The organism is Paenibacillus sp. FJAT-27812 (assembly GCF_001273905.1).
In the GTDB taxonomy this organism is placed as follows: domain Bacteria; phylum Bacillota; class Bacilli; order Paenibacillales; family Paenibacillaceae; genus Pristimantibacillus.
In genome coordinates, this window is the sequence record NZ_LIGH01000001.1 from 3,896,333 (window position 1) to 3,916,619 (window position 20,287).

The 20,287-nt window shown below is 49.7% G+C and carries 16 protein-coding genes; 10 read left to right on the forward strand and 6 right to left on the reverse strand.

What is annotated here, in order from left to right; all coding sequences use genetic code 11:
- Window positions 1-44 precede the first annotated feature (44 nt).
- Window positions 45-437 carry an FxsA family protein gene (locus ADU23_RS16490; RefSeq protein ID WP_053374725.1) on the forward strand — a complete coding sequence of 131 codons (393 nt, stop codon included), beginning with the start codon at window positions 45-47 and terminating at the stop codon, window positions 435-437.
- A 205-nt stretch (window positions 438-642) separates the two neighbouring features.
- Window positions 643-2,709: a polyphosphate kinase 1 gene (gene ppk1, locus ADU23_RS16495; protein ID WP_053374726.1), complete on the forward strand. Its 2,067-nt coding sequence runs from the start codon at window positions 643-645 to the stop codon at window positions 2,707-2,709.
- On the opposite strand, the gene ADU23_RS16500 is transcribed toward ppk1, so the two are convergent.
- Window positions 2,681-4,228 (reverse strand): Ppx/GppA phosphatase family protein, encoded by a 1,548-nt coding sequence (locus ADU23_RS16500; protein WP_053374727.1) that lies wholly within the window; start codon window positions 4,226-4,228, stop codon window positions 2,681-2,683. The two genes, ppk1 and ADU23_RS16500, sit on opposite strands and share 29 nt — an antisense overlap.
- A gap of 310 nt (window positions 4,229-4,538) precedes the next feature.
- Between ADU23_RS16500 and citZ the strand changes: the two genes are divergently transcribed.
- From citZ to ADU23_RS16540, 7 genes are all read left to right on the forward strand, one after another.
- Complete coding sequence (citZ, locus tag ADU23_RS16505) at window positions 4,539-5,651, forward strand: citrate synthase (RefSeq protein ID WP_053374728.1); 1,113 nt, start codon at window positions 4,539-4,541, stop codon at window positions 5,649-5,651.
- A gap of 128 nt (window positions 5,652-5,779) precedes the next feature.
- Window positions 5,780-7,075 carry an NADP-dependent isocitrate dehydrogenase gene (gene icd, locus ADU23_RS16510; protein ID WP_053374729.1) on the forward strand — a complete coding sequence of 432 codons (1,296 nt, stop codon included), beginning with the start codon at window positions 5,780-5,782 and terminating at the stop codon, window positions 7,073-7,075.
- A gap of 435 nt (window positions 7,076-7,510) precedes the next feature.
- Window positions 7,511-8,455 (forward strand): malate dehydrogenase, encoded by a 945-nt coding sequence (gene mdh / locus ADU23_RS16520; RefSeq protein ID WP_053374731.1) that lies wholly within the window; start codon window positions 7,511-7,513, stop codon window positions 8,453-8,455.
- Between the two features lie 99 nt (window positions 8,456-8,554).
- The gene (recQ, locus tag ADU23_RS16525) at window positions 8,555-10,708 is read left to right on the forward strand and encodes a DNA helicase RecQ (protein ID WP_053374732.1); all 2,154 of its coding nucleotides are present in this window, start codon (window positions 8,555-8,557) and stop codon (window positions 10,706-10,708) included.
- 214 nt (window positions 10,709-10,922) lie between these two features.
- Window positions 10,923-11,351, forward strand: a complete 429-nt coding sequence (locus tag ADU23_RS16530; protein ID WP_053374733.1) for a hypothetical protein — start codon at window positions 10,923-10,925, stop codon at window positions 11,349-11,351.
- Between the two features lie 43 nt (window positions 11,352-11,394).
- Complete coding sequence (locus ADU23_RS16535) at window positions 11,395-12,351, forward strand: sugar kinase (protein ID WP_053374734.1); 957 nt, start codon at window positions 11,395-11,397, stop codon at window positions 12,349-12,351.
- Window positions 12,352-12,353: 2 nt separating this feature from the next.
- Window positions 12,354-13,136: a DeoR/GlpR family DNA-binding transcription regulator gene (locus ADU23_RS16540; RefSeq protein ID WP_053374735.1), complete on the forward strand. Its 783-nt coding sequence runs from the start codon at window positions 12,354-12,356 to the stop codon at window positions 13,134-13,136.
- A 96-nt stretch (window positions 13,137-13,232) separates the two neighbouring features.
- Here ADU23_RS16540 and nagA read toward each other — a convergent pair whose 3' ends face one another.
- Together nagA and nagB are read right to left on the reverse strand one after the other, a co-directional pair.
- Window positions 13,233-14,429 (reverse strand): N-acetylglucosamine-6-phosphate deacetylase, encoded by a 1,197-nt coding sequence (nagA, locus tag ADU23_RS16545; protein ID WP_053374736.1) that lies wholly within the window; start codon window positions 14,427-14,429, stop codon window positions 13,233-13,235.
- Window positions 14,430-15,155 carry a glucosamine-6-phosphate deaminase gene (gene nagB, locus ADU23_RS16550; RefSeq protein ID WP_053374737.1) on the reverse strand — a complete coding sequence of 242 codons (726 nt, stop codon included), beginning with the start codon at window positions 15,153-15,155 and terminating at the stop codon, window positions 14,430-14,432. It lies immediately after the preceding gene.
- Between the two features lie 393 nt (window positions 15,156-15,548).
- Between nagB and fni the strand changes: the two genes are divergently transcribed.
- Complete coding sequence (gene fni, locus ADU23_RS16555) at window positions 15,549-16,604, forward strand: type 2 isopentenyl-diphosphate Delta-isomerase (protein ID WP_053374738.1); 1,056 nt, start codon at window positions 15,549-15,551, stop codon at window positions 16,602-16,604.
- A gap of 83 nt (window positions 16,605-16,687) precedes the next feature.
- On the opposite strand, the gene ADU23_RS16560 is transcribed toward fni, so the two are convergent.
- The 3 genes from ADU23_RS16560 to ADU23_RS16570 are packed head-to-tail and all read right to left on the reverse strand — an operon-like array spanning window position 16,688 to window position 20,207.
- Window positions 16,688-17,782 (reverse strand): Ger(x)C family spore germination protein, encoded by a 1,095-nt coding sequence (locus ADU23_RS16560; RefSeq protein WP_053374739.1) that lies wholly within the window; start codon window positions 17,780-17,782, stop codon window positions 16,688-16,690.
- A complete protein-coding gene (locus ADU23_RS16565) occupies window positions 17,779-18,879 on the reverse strand; it encodes a GerAB/ArcD/ProY family transporter (RefSeq protein ID WP_053374740.1) in 1,101 nt (366 codons plus the stop codon). The genes ADU23_RS16560 and ADU23_RS16565 overlap by 4 nt, the downstream gene beginning before the upstream one ends.
- Window positions 18,876-20,207, reverse strand: coding sequence for a spore germination protein (locus ADU23_RS16570; RefSeq protein ID WP_053374741.1), 1,332 nt, complete (start codon window positions 20,205-20,207; stop codon window positions 18,876-18,878). The genes ADU23_RS16565 and ADU23_RS16570 overlap by 4 nt, the downstream gene beginning before the upstream one ends.
- Window positions 20,208-20,287: the final 80 nt, after the last annotated feature.

Sequence of the window (20,287 nt, forward strand, 5' to 3'; positions counted from 1 at the left end):
CTTACGAAGTAAGTTTGCATCGCAAACTTTTAGGAGGTCAAATCATGTATAAATGGCTGCTCGCTGTCTTTATTGTCGTTCCGCTCGTTGAGCTGATTGGTATTTTTACGGTTGGCAACTGGATCGGCGGTTGGAACACTTTTTTTATACTCATCGTGATGGGACTGGCAGGCGCATATCTGGCTCGCGCGGAAGGGCGGCGAGTATGGGTCGAGGCTCAGCGTCAAATGCAAGCGGGACAAATTCCGGGCCAGTCGATTTTGGACGGCTTGTGTGTGCTGGCAGGTGGATTATTGCTGCTCATGCCCGGGTTTATTTCCGATATCATGGGCGTCACGCTGCTCATTCCGGCAACACGTGTCTTTTATAGGCAAATGATGCTGCATTGGCTGGAAAAAAGAATGAGAAACGGCAATTTTAAAATCGGCCGATTCTAATATTTACGTTACCTTTACAAAAGGCTAACATGGCAATAATAGTCATGCTTCATAATAAAATAGATATATGTCGTTTCTTGTCACTTTTGAAGATATGTTTAACGCTGCCTCGTATTAAAGCTTGCGAAGCGGAATGGATCTGCAAAAAGAAACGTACACATTAGAACCGTGATTATTTCGCATAATTACATAGGAGGCGTGAGAAATGACCAAGCTTTTGTCCAACTATGTAAACCGTGACTTAAGTTGGATCGAGTTCAACCGAAGAGTTCTTCAAGAGGCCCAGGATCTCAGCAATCCTTTGCTGGAGCGAGCTAAGTTTTTGGCGATTGTATCCAGCAATTTGGACGAATTCATGAGCGTGCGGGTTGCAGGCATACAAATGCAGATGAGAGCAGGTTTATCGAAAACCGATTTTACCGGCTACACGCCGTCGGGCCTATGGAAAAGATTGATTAAGCGAGCTACGCAAATGGTTCATGATCAATACCGTACTTACAGAGAAGTATTTCGCAGCTTAAGCCGCGAAGGGATTTTTATCCGTTCGATCGATGAGCTGAATGCAACGCAAACGAAGGCGGTCTCGGATTATTTTCACGAAATTGTATTTCCTGTGCTTACGCCGATGGCTGTTGATCAGAGCAGGCCGTTCCCGCTCGTACATACGAAAGAGCTTTATTTAGCTGTGCTGCTGAGGCGAGAGGATGATCCTTCTGAGGAGGAGCCGCTCTTTGCTATCGTGCAGGTACCATCCATTTTGCCGAGGTTCGTTCCCGTTCCGGGAAGAATTAACAGCAAAAAGACGGAGTTTGTCCTGCTTGAGGATTTAATCGAACAATTCATTGATACGTTATTCAATGGTTATATTCCGTTTTCCGTCAACCCGTTCAGGCTGACTCGCGATGCCGATATTACGCTGAATGAGGAGGATGCAGAGGATCTGCTAGAGGAGATCGAGAAGGAGCTGCGCCGCCGTCGTTGGGGCATACCGGTTAGGCTTGAGGTGGCGAAGGGCATGCATCCCTATGCGCTCGACATGCTTACGGAAGAGCTGGAAATTGAAGATAATTTATTCGAAATTGACGGTCCGCTTGATTTGAGCTTCCTGATGAAGTTCGCAGGCGCGGTACCAGGAAATGATAACTTGCGATATGAGAAGCTGGAGCCTGTCTATCCAAGGGAATTTGATGATACGGACGATATGTTCGAGGTTATCCGTCAACGCGATGTGTTGATGTATCACCCATACGAGTCGTTTGATGCCGTTAATGATTTTGTCATGCAGGCAGCTTATGATCCGGATGTGCTTGCGATCAAAATGACGCTGTACCGCGTCAGCGGCCAATCTGCGCTTGTCCAAGCGCTTGCCAAGGCTGGCGAAGCAGGCAAGCAGGTAACGGTCGTCGTGGAGCTTAAGGCGAGGTTTGACGAGGAAAGAAACATCGCATGGGCACGCCAGCTGGAGAAAGCAGGCTGTCATGTTGTTTATGGATTAGTCGGTTTAAAGACGCATGCCAAAATTTTACTCGTCGTCCGTCGTGAGCAAGGCACGCTTCGGCGTTATGTCCATGTCGGAACGGGCAACTACAATGACAGTACGGCTACCCTGTATACGGATATTGGACTATTTACTTCCCATCCCATTATTGGCGGGGACGCATCGGCGCTGTTCAACGAAGTAACCGGCTATTCAACGCCATATGAGTGGAAGGCTTTTGGTGTTGCGCCTTCGGATTTGAAGGAAAAGCTGTACCGGCTAATTGACCGGGAAAGAGCGAATGCAATTGAGGGAAAACCGGCGCGCATTATCGCGAAGATGAATTCGCTATCGAACCAAGAAATGATCGACAAGCTGTATGATGCCTCACAAGCCGGCGTGAAAATTGTGCTTATCGTTAGGGGAGTTTGCTGCTTGCGGCCGGGCGTGCCAGGACGCAGTGAAAATATCCAAGTGATCAGCATCGTTGACCGCTTCCTTGAGCACGCCAGAATTATGTATTTTTACAATGGCGGGGAAGAGGAAGTTTACTTATCGAGCGCGGACTGGATGACTCGCAACTTAACGCGGCGGATCGAGCTGATATGCCCTGTATTTGATGCGACGCTTAGGCAAATTTTAATCAAGATGCTCGAGCTTAATATCAATGATAATGTGAAGGCTCGCGAGCTGCAGTCGAACGGTACTTATGAACACATTTCCAGTGAAAATAAGCAGCCGTTCCGCAGTCAATTTGAGGCGAAGGTTATATCGTTGTGGAAGGGGCATGCATAGCTGTATAGTCGAGGATCGGCGATACATTCCACAGCTTCTTGAATTCGGAGCTTAGCTCCTCGACCTCGCGGCGCTCGACAGCGAGCGTTCCGCGCGGTTGAATGGGCCGCAGCAGCAGCTGGTTGCCTGATAGTTGTACGTTCAGCTGTGCGATCGCCTGCGTCTCCGTTCGATCGAGCGCCGCTGACAGCTGAAGCAGTGAACCAAGCTTATAGATAACCTCGAGGTCGCTCTCGTTAAGCAGCTCCCTGTATTCGGATATGTGCTGGCGAGCTCGGCCTTTGCTTTTATATGAAGCGATAGCAGCTGTCATAATGATTTCCCGGTGGGTAAGCCCATTTAGCTGGGAATTGATGATGAGATAAAACGAGTGTCTCGCATATTCGTAATAATCGATGGAAGCGCCGATGCGAAACAGCTGAGATGCTGTATCGAGCAGCACCCGCGTTTGAGGCGGCAAAGGGTGTACATAATTCAGCACATCGAAGAGCTCAAGCGCTATCCGGTTAACCTGCAGCACATGCTGCTTCGGCGCTGCCGGATGCAGGGCGCTCAAATTTCTTAGGCTGAATTTCAGTACATCATCCTGCTTCGGGTGATTCGGAAAACGAGTCGCGTGGAACAAGCCATCGCGCAGGCCGGCACCGCATATTCGGTAGTATGCCGATTTTGTTGCCCGGAACAAAACACGCAATATAGCAACGCCAGGCACTACGACGTCGGCGCGGTCTTTGGACAAGCCTGGCAGCTTGCGCCTCTTATCAAGCGGCAGCTTGCGCATTTGATGGAACAGCTCATCGACCTGCTCATGTGTCGCGGGATAGTTATGCGTTTGCGGGAATGGGTATTTATAAGCAGCCTGATGCATTTTGCCGAGCGCGCGAACGGTGCCGCCTACTCCTACAAGCGGGAGCCCGGGCGTTTCACCGATCCAAGGCTCGTTCCGAATGGCATCCGTCACGAGTGATTCTAGCGCTCGTAAATCATCGTCCTGCAGCAATCCTTTCCCGCAAAAGCGCTTGTTAAGGCTTACACAGCCAAACGGAAAGGAAACCGAGCGAACGAGCGCGCGGTTGCGGAACAAAGAGAGCTCGGTGCTTCCGCCGCCGATATCGATTAAAAACCCGTCCCGTATATTAAGCGAGTTGATCATGCCGAGAAAACCGTAGGACGCTTCATCTTCGCCGGATAACAATTCGATGGTTAAGCCGGTTTCTGCTTTTATGCGATGCAGAATTGCTGCACGGTTTTTGGCATTCCGAATAGCAGCCGTGGCGACCGCGCGAATATTGCTTGTATGATTATGTGTGCAAATCATGGTAAAATGGGTCAGTGTGTCGATTAGCTCCTCAATTGCTGTCCCCGGCAGTTCGCCGTTTTCATCAATTCGTTCGCTTAGCCTAGCTGGCCGTTTACTGCTATCAGCCACTCGATGAGCACCATTTGCAGTCCTCTCGTATACGACGAGCCGGACGGAGTTGGAGCCTATGTCAATAATTCCGATGCGTTGTTCAGTCATGTAGCGCCTCCAATGCGGCAAATTTTGCTCAGAAAGTTCTCTTTGTGACATTTTACCACTATATTCGTTTCTGTAAAAATAGTTTATGCTGCGGCTAAAAATAGAACGAATAGGGAAAAATGCAGCTGGAGCATATGACGCAAAGCAGGAAAAGCCTAATCGAAAAAATTATTAATGATGTCGATAAATCATTTTTATGTCTCTATTTGTTCACTTCACTGTCAAAATCATTTATGATTAAAGGTGATGGTACAAATAACGAACCTTTTTTATTGTTAACAAAGATATCCAAGTTAAAGGAGAGAGAACGATGACAGCAACTAAAGGCTTGGAAGGAATTGTCGCCGCGGCGTCGTCCATCAGCTCGATTATTGATGGCGTACTGACATACCGTGGAATCGATATTGACGATCTTGCAGAAAACGCTACTTTTGAAGAGGTCGCATACTTGCTATGGTACGGTAAATTACCTAATCGTTCCGAGCTTGATGGTCTGCAAAAGCAGCTCGATCAATATGCAGCAGTTCCACAAGGCGTACTTGATCAAATTAAACTATATCCAAAAGACACGAATTCGATGGCTGCACTGCGCACAGCAGTATCAAGCCTAGCATTGTACGATAGCTCCGCTAACGATATGACTCCTGAAGCGAATCAATTGAAAGCAATCAAATTGCAGGCTCAGCTGCCTACGATTATTGCTGCTTTTGCGCGTATTCGTCAAGGCAAAGAACCGGTAGCGCCTAAGCAAGGCGTATCAATCGCTTATAATTTCTTGTACATGCTTACTGGGAACGAGCCTGCTGAAGTAGCTGTTAAGGCACTTGATCAAGCGCTTGTTCTTCATGCTGACCACGAATTGAACGCTTCGACATTTGCTGCGCGTGTTACTGTAGCAACATTGTCGGACATTTATTCGGGCGTAACTTCCGCGATCGGCGCTTTGAAAGGCCCGCTACACGGCGGCGCTAATGAAGCGGTTATGGTGATGCTGGAAGAAATCGGTTCGGCAGCTAACGTTGAGAGCTATATTAACAACGCGCTTGCGAACAAAGTTAAAATTATGGGCTTCGGCCACCGCGTTTACAAAAACGGCGATCCGCGCGCGAAGCATTTGCAAAAAATGTCACGCGAGCTCGGCAAGCTGACAGGCAATATGGAGCTTTACGAAATGTCTGTCAAAATCGAAGAATTGGTAACTGGGCAAAAGGGCTTGAAGCCAAACGTTGACTTCTACTCCGCTTCCGTATACACGACGCTTGAAATCCCACGCGACCTGTTTACACCAATCTTTGCGATCAGCCGTGTATCTGGGTGGAGCGCGCATATCCTTGAGCAATACCAAGATAACCGCTTGATTCGTCCGCGTGCGGACTATGTAGGGCCAGTTAACGCGAAGTACATTCCAATCGAGCAGCGTTAATCGTTCATTTAAGATACAATGGTTAAGGAGGACGAACGCGAACGGGCTGTCGTTCTCCGCGACCAGTGTGATATAAAACTAATACATACCTGCAACTGGCAGGTACCATTCCAAGGAGGATTTCATTCATGGCACAGTTCGAAAAATTCGCGCTTCCAACAGAAGGCGAGCAAATCACAATTGATAACGGCGTACTACAGGTTCCTAATAACCCAATCATTCCTTTCATCGAAGGCGACGGCACAGGCCGCGACATCTGGAAAGCTTCGAAGCGCGCGCTTGATGCAGCGGTAGAAAAAGCTTACAACGGCGAGAAAAAAATCGCTTGGTACGAAGTATTTGCCGGCGAAAAAGCATTCAACGAATACGGCGAGTGGTTGCCTGCTGATACACTAACAGCAATCCGTGAATATATCGTAGCCATTAAAGGTCCTTTGACGACGCCTATCGGCGGCGGTATCCGTTCTTTGAACGTTGCCCTTCGTCAAGAGCTTGATCTTTACACTTGCCTGCGTCCAGTACGTTACTTCACTGGCGTTCCTTCCCCAGTAAAACGTCCTGAGCTGGTTGACATGGTTATCTTCCGTGAAAACACAGAGGACATCTACGCGGGCATCGAGTACCAAGAAGGTTCCGCAGAAGTGAAAAAAGTAATCGAGTTCCTTCAAAAAGAAATGGGAGCTAACAAAATCCGCTTCCCTGAAACTTCCGGTATCGGCATCAAGCCAGTATCCAAAGAAGGCTCGCAACGTCTTGTTCGCGCAGCGATCGAGTATGCGATCAAACACGGCAAAAAATCCGTTACGCTTGTACACAAAGGCAACATCATGAAATATACAGAAGGCGCGTTCAAAAACTGGGGCTACGAAGTGGCTGAGCAAGAATTCGCTAACGAGACTTTCACATGGGGCGAATACGACCGCATTAAAGAAGCTCAAGGCACTGACGCTGCTAACCAAGCACAAAAAGATGCAGAAGCTGCAGGCAAGCTAATCGTTAAAGACGCTATTGCAGACATCGCTTTGCAACAAGTGCTTACACGTCCAACTGACTTCGATGTTATCGCAACATTGAACTTGAACGGCGACTACCTGTCCGATGCACTAGCTGCACAAGTTGGCGGTATCGGTATCGCTCCAGGCGCTAACATCAACTACTTGACTGGTCATGCAATCTTCGAAGCTACACACGGCACAGCTCCTAAATACGCTGACCTTGACGTAGTAAACCCAGGTTCCGTAATCCTTTCCGGCGTAATGCTTCTTGAGCACCTAGGCTGGCAAGAAGCGGCTGACCTTATCTATAAAGGTATGGAAGCTTCGATCAACAACAAAACCGTAACTTATGACTTCGCTCGCTTGATGGAAGGCGCAACAGAAGTTAAATGTTCCGCTTTCGCAGACGAAATCATCAAAAACATGTAGTTTGATCTTCCGCTGAATAAGGGAACCGTTTGATCCCCATAATCTTTGTATGGCTTGCTTTTTCTTTATGTGTTGGTCTTAGTGGTATCGCGTCCCTCAGGTCTTGCAATCGTATCCCGCAGGTCTTGGTATCGCGTCCCTCAGGTTTTGGAATCGCGTCCCGCAGGGACAGATTCCCCTCCACGCACAATCGTAAAGCGTGTCCAGCAGGGACGAAAGCGATCCATGCTCCAAAGCAGCGCAAACGCACCGGTCTTTCTCCTACGTTAGTCCAATTTGCGGGTGTCCAGAGGGCGCAGCGCCTTGGGGTCCTCCCTTGGAAGGGAGGATTTAGGAGGGTTCGAAAACGCACTTTGGAGTTTTGGCTCCCTTAAAAAAAGGGGGTCAAAGGGGTCTCCCCTTTAAAATAAGCAATGATACGGGAGGAATTACAAGATGGCTATTAAGCGTAAAAAGATTACCGTCGTAGGAGCTGGCTTCACAGGCGCTACTACGGCATTAATGCTTGCTCAAAAAGAACTTGGCGATGTTGTTCTTGTTGATATCGCGCCGCTTGAAAACCCAACAAAAGGTAAAGCGCTTGATATGCTTGAAGCAACTCCGGTACTTGGAGTAGACGCTAACATCATCGGTACTTCCAACTATGAAGATGCAAAGGATTCCGATGTTGTCATCATCACAGCGGGTATTGCCCGTAAACCGGGCATGAGCCGTGACGACCTTGTCAGCACTAACGCTGGCATCGTGAAATCCGTATGCGAAAACATCAAAGCGACGAGCCCTAACGCTTATGTCATCATCCTGAGCAACCCGGTTGACGCTATGACTTACGCGGCATTCCAAACGCTTGGTTTCCCAAAAAACCGCGTAATCGGCCAATCCGGCGTTCTTGATACGGCTCGCTACTGCACATTTATTGCGCAAGAGCTTAACGTATCGGTTGAAGACGTTCGCGGCTTCGTGCTTGGCGGACATGGCGACGATATGGTTCCGCTCGTTCGTTATTCGAACGTTGGCGGCATTCCAATCGAGAAGCTTATCTCTGCTGAACGAATTGAAGCAATCGTACAGCGCGCTCGCGTTGGCGGCGGCGAAATCGTAAACTTGCTTGGCAACGGCAGCGCTTATTATGCGCCTGCAGCTTCGCTTGTTCAAATGACTGAAGCGATCCTGAAAGACAAAAAACGGATCATACCGGTTATCGCTTTGCTTGAAGGCGAGTACGGCTATGAAAACCTGTTTATGGGCGTTCCAACAATCATTGGCGGCGACGGCATCGAGAAAGTGCTTGAGCTTGATCTGACAGCCGAAGAGAAAGCTGCGCTTGATAAATCCGCTCAATCCGTTCGCAGCGTTATTCAAATCGTAACAGGCGAATAAGCGGGCTTGCTCGCTGTTTATAAATGAATGCGTTTGGGAGGACCCTGACAGAATGCTGCCAGGGTCCTCTTGTTTATTTTTACAGAGGAGGGATGAACAGTGATCGAACAAGCGAGGCAAGCTTTAAAAAGAGTATACGGCTATGACTCCTTCCGCAAGGGACAAGAGGATATAATAGGGGGCATATTGAACGGACGAGATACGCTGGCTATTTTGCCGACAGGCGGAGGTAAATCGATCTGTTATCAAATTCCTTCGATGCTGCTGCCGGGAACGTCGCTTGTTATATCCCCGCTCATATCGCTCATGAAGGATCAGGTGGATGCGCTAAGGCGTGTCGGGGTATCTGCAGCGTTTCTAAACAGCTCGCTCGGAGCGGCGGAATACCGGGATGTGATGCGAAGCGCGATGCAGGGCGAATATAAGCTGCTTTACGTAGCGCCTGAGCGGCTTGATGCGCCGATGTTCCAGTCGCTATCCGAGCAGTTGCAGATCCCTCTTATCGCCATAGACGAGGCCCACTGCGTATCTCAATGGGGACATGACTTTAGGCCAAGCTACCGGCAACTAGCAGGCTGGATTGCGAGAATGAAGGATCGGCCGCTTGTGGCTGCTTTTACGGCTACGGCAACCAACGAGGTTGCGCTCGATATTTCAGAAATGCTCAAGCTTCGTGATCCAAGCGTTTTCGTAACCGGTTTTGCTAGGCCGAACCTATCGCTCTCCGTCGTAACGGGCGTAGACAAGAAAAAATTTCTTGAGAGTTATGTAGCGGAGCGCAAGGAGCAATCGGGCATTATTTATGCGGCTACAAGAAAAGAAGTCGAGAATGTATATGAGCAGCTTACGCGCAGAGGCATACAAGCTGGGAAATACCACGGAGGTCTCTCCGATGTAGAGCGTGCCGATACGCAAGAGAAGTTTAGGTTTGATGATATTCGCGTCATGGTCGCGACGAACGCTTTTGGCATGGGAATCGATAAACCGAACGTCCGCTACGTGCTGCATTGGCAAATGACCAGCGATATTGAATCGTACTACCAAGAGGCGGGCCGCGCGGGACGGGACGGAGAGGAAAGTGAATGTATTCTCCTGTTCGAGCCAGCCGATATGCAGGTTCAACGCTTCCTGATTGAGCAAGGGACCGGGGATACGGACCGCAAGTCGATTCAGCTCTCCAAGCTGCATACGATGATGAATTACAGCCGAACGCAGCGCTGCTTGCAGCAGTTTATCGTCGATTATTTTGGCGAGACCGGCGTAGAGGCTTGCGACAAATGCAGCAGCTGCCTGGATAAGAGCGAGCCGGTTAACCGGACGGAGGAGGCGAAGATGGCGCTCTCCTGTGTCGGGCGAATGAAAGGCCGCTTCGGCGTTACGATGGCAGCGAAGGTGCTCAAAGGCTCGCGCGACAAACGATTGCTTGAATTCGGGCTTGACCGCTTGTCGACCTACGGACTGATGCGCCATTTGCCGGAGAAGGAAATCGCGGACTGGCTTTATTGGCTCGTCTCGGAAGGTTACTTAAAGCTAAGCGACGGGCAATATCCAGTCGTATCGTTAACCGCCAATGCCCTGCCGGTCTTAGAAGGCCGCGAACCGATTATGCAAAGAGTGCGTGCGACTGTCCGGCAAACGGCATCAGCCGATTACGCGAATGCTTCTCCGCTATTCGATGCGCTTAAGCAGTGGCGCAAAGAGAAAGCAGCGGTGGAAGGCGTGCCGCCGTTCATGCTGTTTTTTGACGCGACGCTTCGAGAAATTGCCAATGTACAGCCGCAAACGGTGGATCAGCTGTTAGGGGTGAAAGGGATTGGATCCGCGAAAGCGGAGAAATACGGCGAAGGCTTGCTTGCCGTCATTCGTTCGTTTGGCGGCGAGGGGCAGCCGGCCGCAAACGTTGCGGCAGCATCCAAGGAGACTGCCGCTTCCGGTAAACGGTCATCAAGCGACGAGGAGCCTAGTTATTTGACTACGCTTGCCCGGTTTCAAGCCGGCTTGGAGCCCGATGAGATTGCCAAGGAGCGAGGGCTGAGCAAGGTAACGGTAGAGGGGCATTTAATTCGCTGCGCCGACGAGGGAGAAGAGATTGATTGGAGCCGCATTATTCCTGCCGAATACGAGCAGCTGATCGTAGAAGCGATCGGAGAGCTTGGGAATGAAAAGCTGCGGCCAATTAAAGACGCATTGCCTGAGGACGTGACTTATTTCGCCATTCATGGGGTTATGAGTAAATATGGATTTAAAGCCTAAAGCGGCTCGGAACAGCTTGTCAGACAGCAGAAATGGCAAAGTGTGAAAACTTCGGGAACGAATCGCCATGAAATCAGCAAAAAAGGCTATAAATCAACGGATTGATAGCGTGATCATTTGAAAAAAATCTCGTTTCTGATAAACTATTTGTTAGATACGATTTTGGCAATAGCGGGTCGTTGATTACGCTGTACCAAAACAGGAGGAGTTAATCATGTTTAAAGTAATGTTGTTTTTGCATGTGTTAGGAGCAGTTGGGATGGGATTCTATATCGTGCTTCCGATCATGGTTGGAAGAGCATCCAAGCTTGCTGGAGTCGGACAAGGCGGCCTTGCGGACGGTTTGCTGTCAGCTAATCGCATTGCCCAGTATTTCCTTGTTTTGCAGCTGCTAACTGGCGGTTACTTGATGTCGCAGGCTGATTACAGCGTAGCATGGATGGTTATTATTATCGTGCTTTTCCTTGGCATTGCCGCACTTGGCGGGATCATTTCCAAACCGCTTAAGCTCGTCGTTGCTTCGATTCAAGACGGGAAAAGCGCAACCGCACATATTAACAAAGCACGCGTTATGAGCATCATCGTTTTGGTGCTGTATATCGCTATTATCTACTTCATGAAGTTTCCGATGCTTCAAGGCTAATCGTAAATACTTAGATTATAAAACGCTGTAGGGGGATTGCAACGTGCATGAATCATCGCCGCAAATTGTAACGTTTGGCGAATCAATGGCTCTATTTATGCCACAGGAGCATAAGTCAATCGAACGCGCTGCGACGCTTGAGCAAAGCTTCGGCGGAGCGGAAAGCAATGTCGCAATTGGACTTGCCCGTCTTGGCACGTCCGTAGGCTGGTTTGGAGCACTTGGCGACGATCCATTCGGCAAAATCATTTTAAAAACGCTGCGCGGTGAAGGTGTAGACGTGTCCCGTGCCCAGCTTAGCGCCGAGGCGCCAACGGGCATGATGTTCCGCGAGCATGTTGCGGGCCGGCTGGCCGTCCATTATTTCCGGAAGCATTCGGCCGCAAGCCGCATGCTTCCGGAGCAGCTTGACGAAAACTATATCCGCGGAGCAAAGCTGCTTCATGTCACCGGCATTACCGCAGCGCTCAGCGAGGATTGCCGCAGGACGCTGCGCCGCGCAGTCGATATCGCCAAAGACGCGGGCGTGCTCGTCAGCTTTGATCCGAATTTGCGCCTAAAGCTGTGGTCCATTGAGGAAGCGCGCGAGACGCTTCTGCCGCTTGCTGCGGATGCGGATTATTTTTTGCCGGGCTGGGATGAGCTTAAGCTATTGTATAACACGGATGACTATGAGTATGTCAAAGGCGAGCTGAATAAATTGAAGGCAGTCTCGATCATCAAAGGCAGAGGCGATACGACAGTTGTATTAAATAACGGCCAAGAGGAAAGCCTGCCATTTTATCCTGCTGAACAGGTTGTGGATACGGTAGGCGCGGGAGATGGCTTCTGTGCGGGCTTCTTAGCTGGCATTATGAAGGGACTATCCCCTGTTGAAGCGGTGCGCCTTGCCAGCATCAATGGATCGTTAGTCGTACAAATGCGTGGAGACTGGGAAGCGCTGCCGGAGTGGGATGTCGTCCAGCAGCGGATGTCCGCTAAAGCTTGGGTGGAGCGCTGACAATGGCTGATGTGAACGGTTCCAAGGGGCAGCGCCGCCGGGAGGCTGTACTGCTGCTGCTGAAGCAGCAGGGACGAGTGACGATAGCGGAGATGGTTGAACGTTTCGGCTGCTCTGAAGCGACAGCGCGTCGTGATTTGGAGCAAATGGAGACGGAATTTCCCGTTATCCGAACGATTGGCGGAGCGATGTACGACGGAATGAATTCCGTGCGGGATCTGCCTTTTGCCGAGAAGGAAGGATTGTCGATTTTGGAGAAGGAGCGGATCGCCGAGCTGGCTGCTTCCTTAATCTACGAAGGCGACGTCATCGCGCTCTCCGGGGGCACAACGAACTTCTTGATCGCGAAGATTTTAAAATCCCGCAAGGGCATAACGGTCGTAACCAATGCGGTTAACATTGCGATGGAGCTGGCGGGAAGCGACATTCAAGTCGTCGTAACCGGGGGCATTATGCGCCATAACAGCTTCGAGCTTTGCGGACCGCTAGGCGAGGGCATGGTATCCCATTTGCATATCGGCAAAATGTTCATCGGCGTTGACGGCATCTCTGCCGCCGGCGGCATTACGACCTACTCGGAGCAGGAAGCGCAAATCGCCAAAGCACTCATTAAGCGTTCGCAAGCGGCGTATGCCGTATTCGATCATACCAAAACAGGCCGTACCTCGCTGTTCTCCATCGCTTCTTTAACGGAGCTTCGCGGCGTCATTACCGACGTTCCGCTGACGGAGGAGCTGGAAGCAGCGGTTGAGCAGTATGGCATTTCCGTGCATGTGACGGGCTAATATCGTGAATAAAGACGGAATGTCCTCCTTGCAGGACATTCCGTCTTTGCACAAAAAATCCCCTTAAGGTCAACCGACCTTAAGGGGATTTTTGCATTAGCCTTGGCTCGCTTCGTACACGGAGCGGCCTTGCACCCACGTCTGCCGTACGTTCAGCGATGCATCGGTCCATACAAGGTCGGCTTGCTTGCCGCTTGCAATGGAGCCGGTACGGTCGCTAATGCCGAGCTGCTTCGCTGCGTTGCCGCTCGCTAGCCTGCTGACCTCAGCAATCGTTAAGCTTGAGTTTTCAAGAATAAAGCGAACGGCGCCAATCATCGTCAAGCAGCTGCCTGCAAGCGCATTGCCTTCGCGCAAACGCGCTTCGCCGTCCTTCACGATAACGGCTAAGCCGCCCAGACTATATTCGCCGTCCGGCATGCCCGCTGCTGCCATCGCATCAGTAATGAGAATGACCTTGTCTTGCGGCTTCGCGGCAAGCACGAGGCGGATCGCCGCCGGATGCACATGAATGCCGTCCGCAATGAGCTCAGCAGCAATGCGATCATCGGTTAAAACGGCGCCTAGCGTTCCGGGCTCGCGATGATGAAGACCGCGCATCGCGTTAAACGTATGAACAGCCTGCGACAGGCCGGCATTGGCGGCGGCGATGACTTCATCGTAAACGGCATCGGTATGTCCGCATGCCGTATTAATGCCTTGCTCAGCAAGCCAAGCAATCGTCTCGATTGCGCCGTTTTTCTCTGGCGCCAGCGTGAGCTGGCGGATGAGGTCTGGCCACTCTGAATGCCACTGCTTCATCCACTCTAGCTGCGGATCTTTAATAAAGATCGGGTTTTGCGCACCAGGCCATTTTTCACTAATGAAGGGGCCTTCCAAATGAACGCCGTACAAAGCGGCATAAGGCATTTCTTCGCTGCGGTACTTCGCTACTGCCTGCAAGACATTCTCGATTGCGTCCTTCGCAGCAGTCATCGTTGTAGCCAGCATGCCCGTTGTCCCTTGAGAGGCGTGAAACTTAGTAATCGTGTCAAAGCTTTCACGGCTGGCATCCATGAAATCAGCGCCAAAACCGCCGTGGACGTGAACGTCAATGAAGCCTGGCAGCAGCCAGCCGCCTTGACCATCTATAGAAGGAAGCTCTTTCGTCACGGCTCCTGCTGCTTCGTTGTCGTCCTCCGAAATGACCTGGGCTATTTTACCATCTTGAACGACAACACTTCCGGTAACGACTCGGTTCTCCAGTACGATATTCACATTATGAATGAGCCAGTTAGCAGAGCTTACTGTCATTTAATCCAACATCCTTCCTGCCTCGCGATCGAGCAGAACGATTACGCGCGCATGTGTTTGCAGCAATGAGGCTGGAACGCTGGTGGTGATCGGACCAGTCAATGCTTCTTTAACAATACTTGCTTTGTCCGCACCGCGGACGGCGAGTACGATTGTGTTCGCCTTCAAAATCGAGCCAACGCCCATTGTAATCGCATATTTAGGCACTTCGTCCATAGAAGCGAAGAAACGTGCATTCGCCTCAAGGGTTTCTTGCTTCAGCTTCACTGCGTGAGTGCCGCCTGATAGGTTGACATCGGGCTCGTTAAAGCCGATATGACCGTTGTGGCCAAGACCAAGCAGTTGGATATCAACCGGCTGCGCTTCAAGCATAGCATCGTAACGAGCGGTTTCCGCATCAAGATTCTCAGCCATGCCGTTAGGCAAATGGGTTTGAGCTGACGGGATATCGATATGCGAGAATAAATGCTTGTTCATATAGTAAGCGTAGCTTTGGTCGTTTTCAGCCGTCAGGCCAACGTACTCGTCCAAATTGAACGTCGTAACATTCTTGAAGCTAACCTTTTTTTGATTGTATGACTCTACTATTTTGTCATAAATTCCGATAGGTGTCGATCCCGTTGCCAGCCCAAGCACTGCGCTTGGTTTCTCGTTTACGGTGTTAATAAAAAGCCCTGCTGCATAAGCGTCCAATTCCTGCTGTGTATCAAATTTAATAATTTCCATTTGTGTGCCTCCTTGGTGGATTCGTTACTTTTATTTTATATGAGTTCCGACGGATTAACAATATAAAATGATTGTAAAAATCAATTTAATGATTGTAAAAATCATAAATATGAAGGAAGACGTTTCATGTCATGGCTATGCGGGTAGAAGTTAGAACTAGTGCCTTCCTTATTATGTCACACTGATTGGAGGAACTATTCTATTCTGCGGCTTATGTGTCAATGTCGTGGAGCTAGGAGCGTGAATGAGAAAATTATGCTATGCTAGTAGGTAGTCGTTTTTGCGGGATTGAGTATGAACAAAGCAGCATATTAACATTAGAAGATAGAGAAGCGAAAATTGCGCTGCGCCGCCATAAAAGGCGTTAGCCGTTCGCGCTTGGGAGGAACAAGCATGACAGTAGATCAGCAAGCAGCAACCGCAAAGCGCAAGGGGGAGCATATACGCATTTGCCTGCAGGAGCAAGTAAACAGCGTTGGCATACAAACGGGGTTGGAGCAATACCGCTTTAAGCATAATGCGCTGCCTGAGGTTTCCTTCAGCGAGGTAAGGCTGGATACGGAATGGTTTGGCAAAAAGCTCGGTGCTCCGCTGCTCGTCAGCTCCATGACGGGAGGAACGGATGAAGCAGGTGCGATTAATCGCCGCTTGGCTGTGGTTGCAGAGGCAAGAGGCTGGGCAATCGGCCTTGGCTCGATGCGCGCCGCTATTGAAAATGAGCAGCTTGCGGCCTCTTTCTCCATCCGTAAGGATGCGCCTACCGTGCCTGTTATCGCCAATATTGGCGCGGTTCAGCTTAATTATGGGTTTGGCGTGGACTCTTGCCGCAAAGCGGTCGATATTGCGGAGGCGGACGCGCTCGTTCTGCATCTAAACAGCATGCAGGAGGTGTTCCAGCCGGAGGGTGATACGGATTTCCGCAATTTGCTGCAGTCGATCGAACAGGTTTGCAAATACTTGCAGGTGCCGGTTGGCATTAAAGAGGTCGGATGGGGAATCGATGCCGATACGGCGGAAGCGCTTGCCGGTGTCGGAGTTGCCTTCATTGATGCGGCTGGAGCTGGCGGCACTTCTTGGAGCCAGGTAGAAAAGTTTCGCTCGCAAGACGAGATGAGAAGGCAGGCAGCAGAGGCTTTCGCAGATTGGGGAATACCAACGGCAGAGAGCATCATAGAAATTCGCGATCGGCTGCCGCATGCGAATATCATTGCAAGCGGCGGCCTTCGAACCGGCGTTGATGCAGCAAAGGCTATCGCGCTGGGAGCTAACCTAGCGGGCTTTGGACGAGTGCTGCTGCCGCAAGCCGCTAACGGCACCAATCAAGTATCGCAAGAGCAGCTGCTTCAGCAATTTGAGCGGATCGAATTTGAACTGCGGACGGCGATGTTCGGCATCGGAGCAGGATCAATTCAAGCGCTGCGTCAAACGAATAGACTGGTTCTTAAATAAAGCGAAAAAGGGTTGTCTTCGCAGGTCTTGTGACCACGAAGACAACCCTTTGTTATGCAGAATGGGGACTTGATCTTATTGCTTTATTTGATGAGCCCGGTGCCTTCAATTATGATGTTCGCATGTACAACGAATTTGATCGTTGGATAAATCTTCTGCCATTGTTTCCATGCATCCTTGCCGGGATGGGTGGCGCGATAACGAAGCCCAAATCCAACGGGATCAACGCCTGCCTTTTGGATTTTTCGCAGAAGGGCCACGCAGGATTTGGCATATTCCTCGCTTAGCTTTTTTTCGATGGGTCTCCATTGATCATTGTAAATCCCTTTTGGAGCTTCCTCGAATACAACCTTCATTTTGATATCCATCATAACCGTTTCTTCGCCATCATGCTTCCCGATGCGATACTTAGAGTGAATTTCTGTCAGAGCAACGACAAGATCCATTCCTTGAAACATGCCATGCATGGATGACTTTGTGAAATCGCTGGCTAGCTGATTGTAGAGCTGGGATTCCGCAGGAGTGAGCATGAGCTTAACCCGTTTCTTATTCAGCAGCGCCGTCCGATTGATTACGTAGCTTTCCCGTTTATCTTTGGCGATAACAGGCATCAACGGGTCGAGTCCCTGCTCCGAGGCCCGCCTTGAGAAATCCGATAACGATTCCACGTAAGTGTAGGATGATTCGGTGCCGTCGGAGCCGAAGCTAAGAAACAGCGTATTGCCTGGATAGCGCTCGGAGACCGGCTTCACTTTAAGCAGGCTCTCAGCGTCCGGTTTGCCTATTGCGATATCAGCTACGCTTTGGATATCCCTTCTTCTTGTCATCCATTCCAGCAGGTTCTGATAGTCTTGCCGTGCCAGCTTCTCGCCTATAAGGAATACTTTGCAATGCCCGAAATCGAGCTCTTTGTCTACATAGGCTTTCATCATTCGGACGCCCTCGGCAACACTTTGGGTATCAATCGTTTCTATTTGCGTTTTCGATGCGCCCGGCTCGATTTTCGGCGAGGGTACGGCAAGCTGAAGCGTGAGGCGATACGGTTTTTTTTCGTTTTCGGATAAATCAATGCCAAGCGCGACGACAAAAAAACGTTTGTCGATGTCCTTGAAGCCGCATCCGCTGATAAGCAAACCAAATACGGCAATCGTCAGGATAGCTCGAATTGCGCTGCTCATGCCGCTTTGGACCCCTTTCGACTCAAGATGAATACCCATACAACGATAAGGGCTTCAACAAACATGCGTAGCGCAAGCCAATAAGTTGTAATAAACACATTCATCTTCTCGTTAGTCAGCACAAGATAAAGGATCGTAAGCGCTGCGAAAATGCTGGCGATCACGTAGTTGGATGCCGGCGTTTTTGGACTGTCGATTTCCGGCTTATAATTTTTGAAGCAGCTTTTAATAAATTCCATCGCTTGATGCCAGCCGGCCATCGTATAAATGAGCGTCAAATTTAAAAAAACAATAAGAAAAAGAAACAATACGCGCTCAATGAACCCATACTGCATGAGCATGGAGTCGGCGGTAACGCTCCAAATATAAATATATTGGTTAACGCCTTCCGTACCGTGAAATCCGATCGGGACAAAAAACGTAATAAGCAAAATTACGCTACCGAAGACCGGGTATATCCAGCGGAATTTGAAGCGGAAGTTTGGCGAAAAGAGCCTATTAAATATGGATAGATTAATATATCCGGTAAAAATAAAAGAAGCAGCCGCAACGGAGGTCAAGGTGGGCATATGGGTGACGTAATTGGCGACGACTCGAATGGCATCCCAATTTAATTGAGGACTCCTCACCGCCTTGAACAAAATAAAGATAATGATCGGCGCATTGACGATAAGCCCGATCTCGATGACAAATATGACGGAGAGCGTGGAACGGGTCGCCGCGTAGCCGCACGCAAGAATTAGCATAACCAAAATAACGATCGTGTTCGCATCGGGATTAAAGAACCGATTGATGACCATGGCGTAGGCGATAACAACGATCGTCGTTCCCATCCACCACATCATGGCAAAAGAGTACATGGAGATGACGACGAGCCACTTAGGGCAATGCTGCTTTAATATTTCCGGCAAGCCTTTGCCGGGAAACCTAGCCATGGCGCTCGTGTACATATAGACCAAAATCGTGCCGATGACAATGCCGACAGGGATAGAAGCTACAGCACCGTTATAACGGGCCTGAATTAAAATATGCGGAACGAACAGCATCAAGTTAATGAAGCTGACGAGTATGAAATTGTAAAAGACATACCGATTCACTTGATTTTCACCTGCCCGACATCGCCTTCTAATGGCCTTAATTTTCCGAATATACGCATATACGGTTTTCCGAAGCTTCTAAGATTGCAAAGATAAGTGAGATAGATGAACATACCGACCGCAACGCCTGTGATGCCAAAAAAAATGGAGACGGCGATGAGCGGATATTTCAAAAAACGGACTGCAAACGAAAGCGAATTTACGGGAATGACGAAATTGGATATCGCAACGACCGAGGTCACGATGATCATGATGCTGCTCACGAGCCCAGCCTGCTGCGCAGCTTGTCCGAGAATAAGCCCTCCTACGGTTGTAGCTGTAGAACCTATGTAACGCGGCAAGCGGATGCTGGCCTCAATGAGCGTCTCGATCATGAAGAGCATAATAAACACTTCAACAAACGAGGGGTATGGAACGGCAGAGCGGCTGCCCGCAATGGAGAAGGCAAGCTGCACGCGAAAAAGCTCCGGGTTGTAGGAGACGACCGAGATATAGAGCGCCGGCAGCGTGATCGTCAGCACAATGGAGGCGTATCTTAGAAAGATAAGAAAACGGGTCATCCAATACGCGTCGTAATCATCCTCCATCGCATGCATGAAATCGAAAAAGGTAGCAGGCAAAATGATTGCGAACATATTTCCTTTTAGGAGAATAATGATTTTACCTTTGGACAACGCTTTGGTTATTCGGTCTGGACGTTCCGTAATAAGAAGCGTAGGAAACAAATGCTTGCGTTTGCCGACGAGTAGCTTCTCCAAATCCCCAGCCGCTTGGAGCATTTCCACATTAATTGTCGTGAGTTTCGTACGAAGGCTTTCGAGCACGGTAGGATCGACCCGGCGCTGATCGTACAGGGCGAACACGGGCGTCTTGGACAAAGAGCCAATCGTATGCTCCTCTACGGACAGATCCGGAGACGGATACATGCTGCGGACCAGGTTGAGCGAAATATTTATATTTTCACTCAGCGCGAGCTGAGGACCTTGAATGGCGCTCTCTACCTGCGTTTGCGGGTTTTCAATGCTGATGATGCGGGCAACCTCGAACGAGTAAATGGTGCAATTCGCTTCAATCAGCACATTGCCGCGAAGCAGAAGCTCCTGCCATCTTGCGACGTCCTCTATTACCCGGTAATCGGGGTTCGTGTTTAATTGATTCTGGAACGAATATTCCTCTTTCGTGAAAGGGACGATGATGAAATCGCTTATTTTCTTTTCTTCGCATAGAGGTGCAATATAAGCGATCTCAATGGTCATTTCGCTATTTTGCAACGTTTCCAGCTTGATATCGATTGCTTCGGCGAACAATAAGCGAATGCGTTCTATCATGGCGATACCCCCTTCTTTAAGATGATCAAAATCGGCCGACCAACCGGATGAACTTCCATAGTTTGCACTAAAAGCCAAAA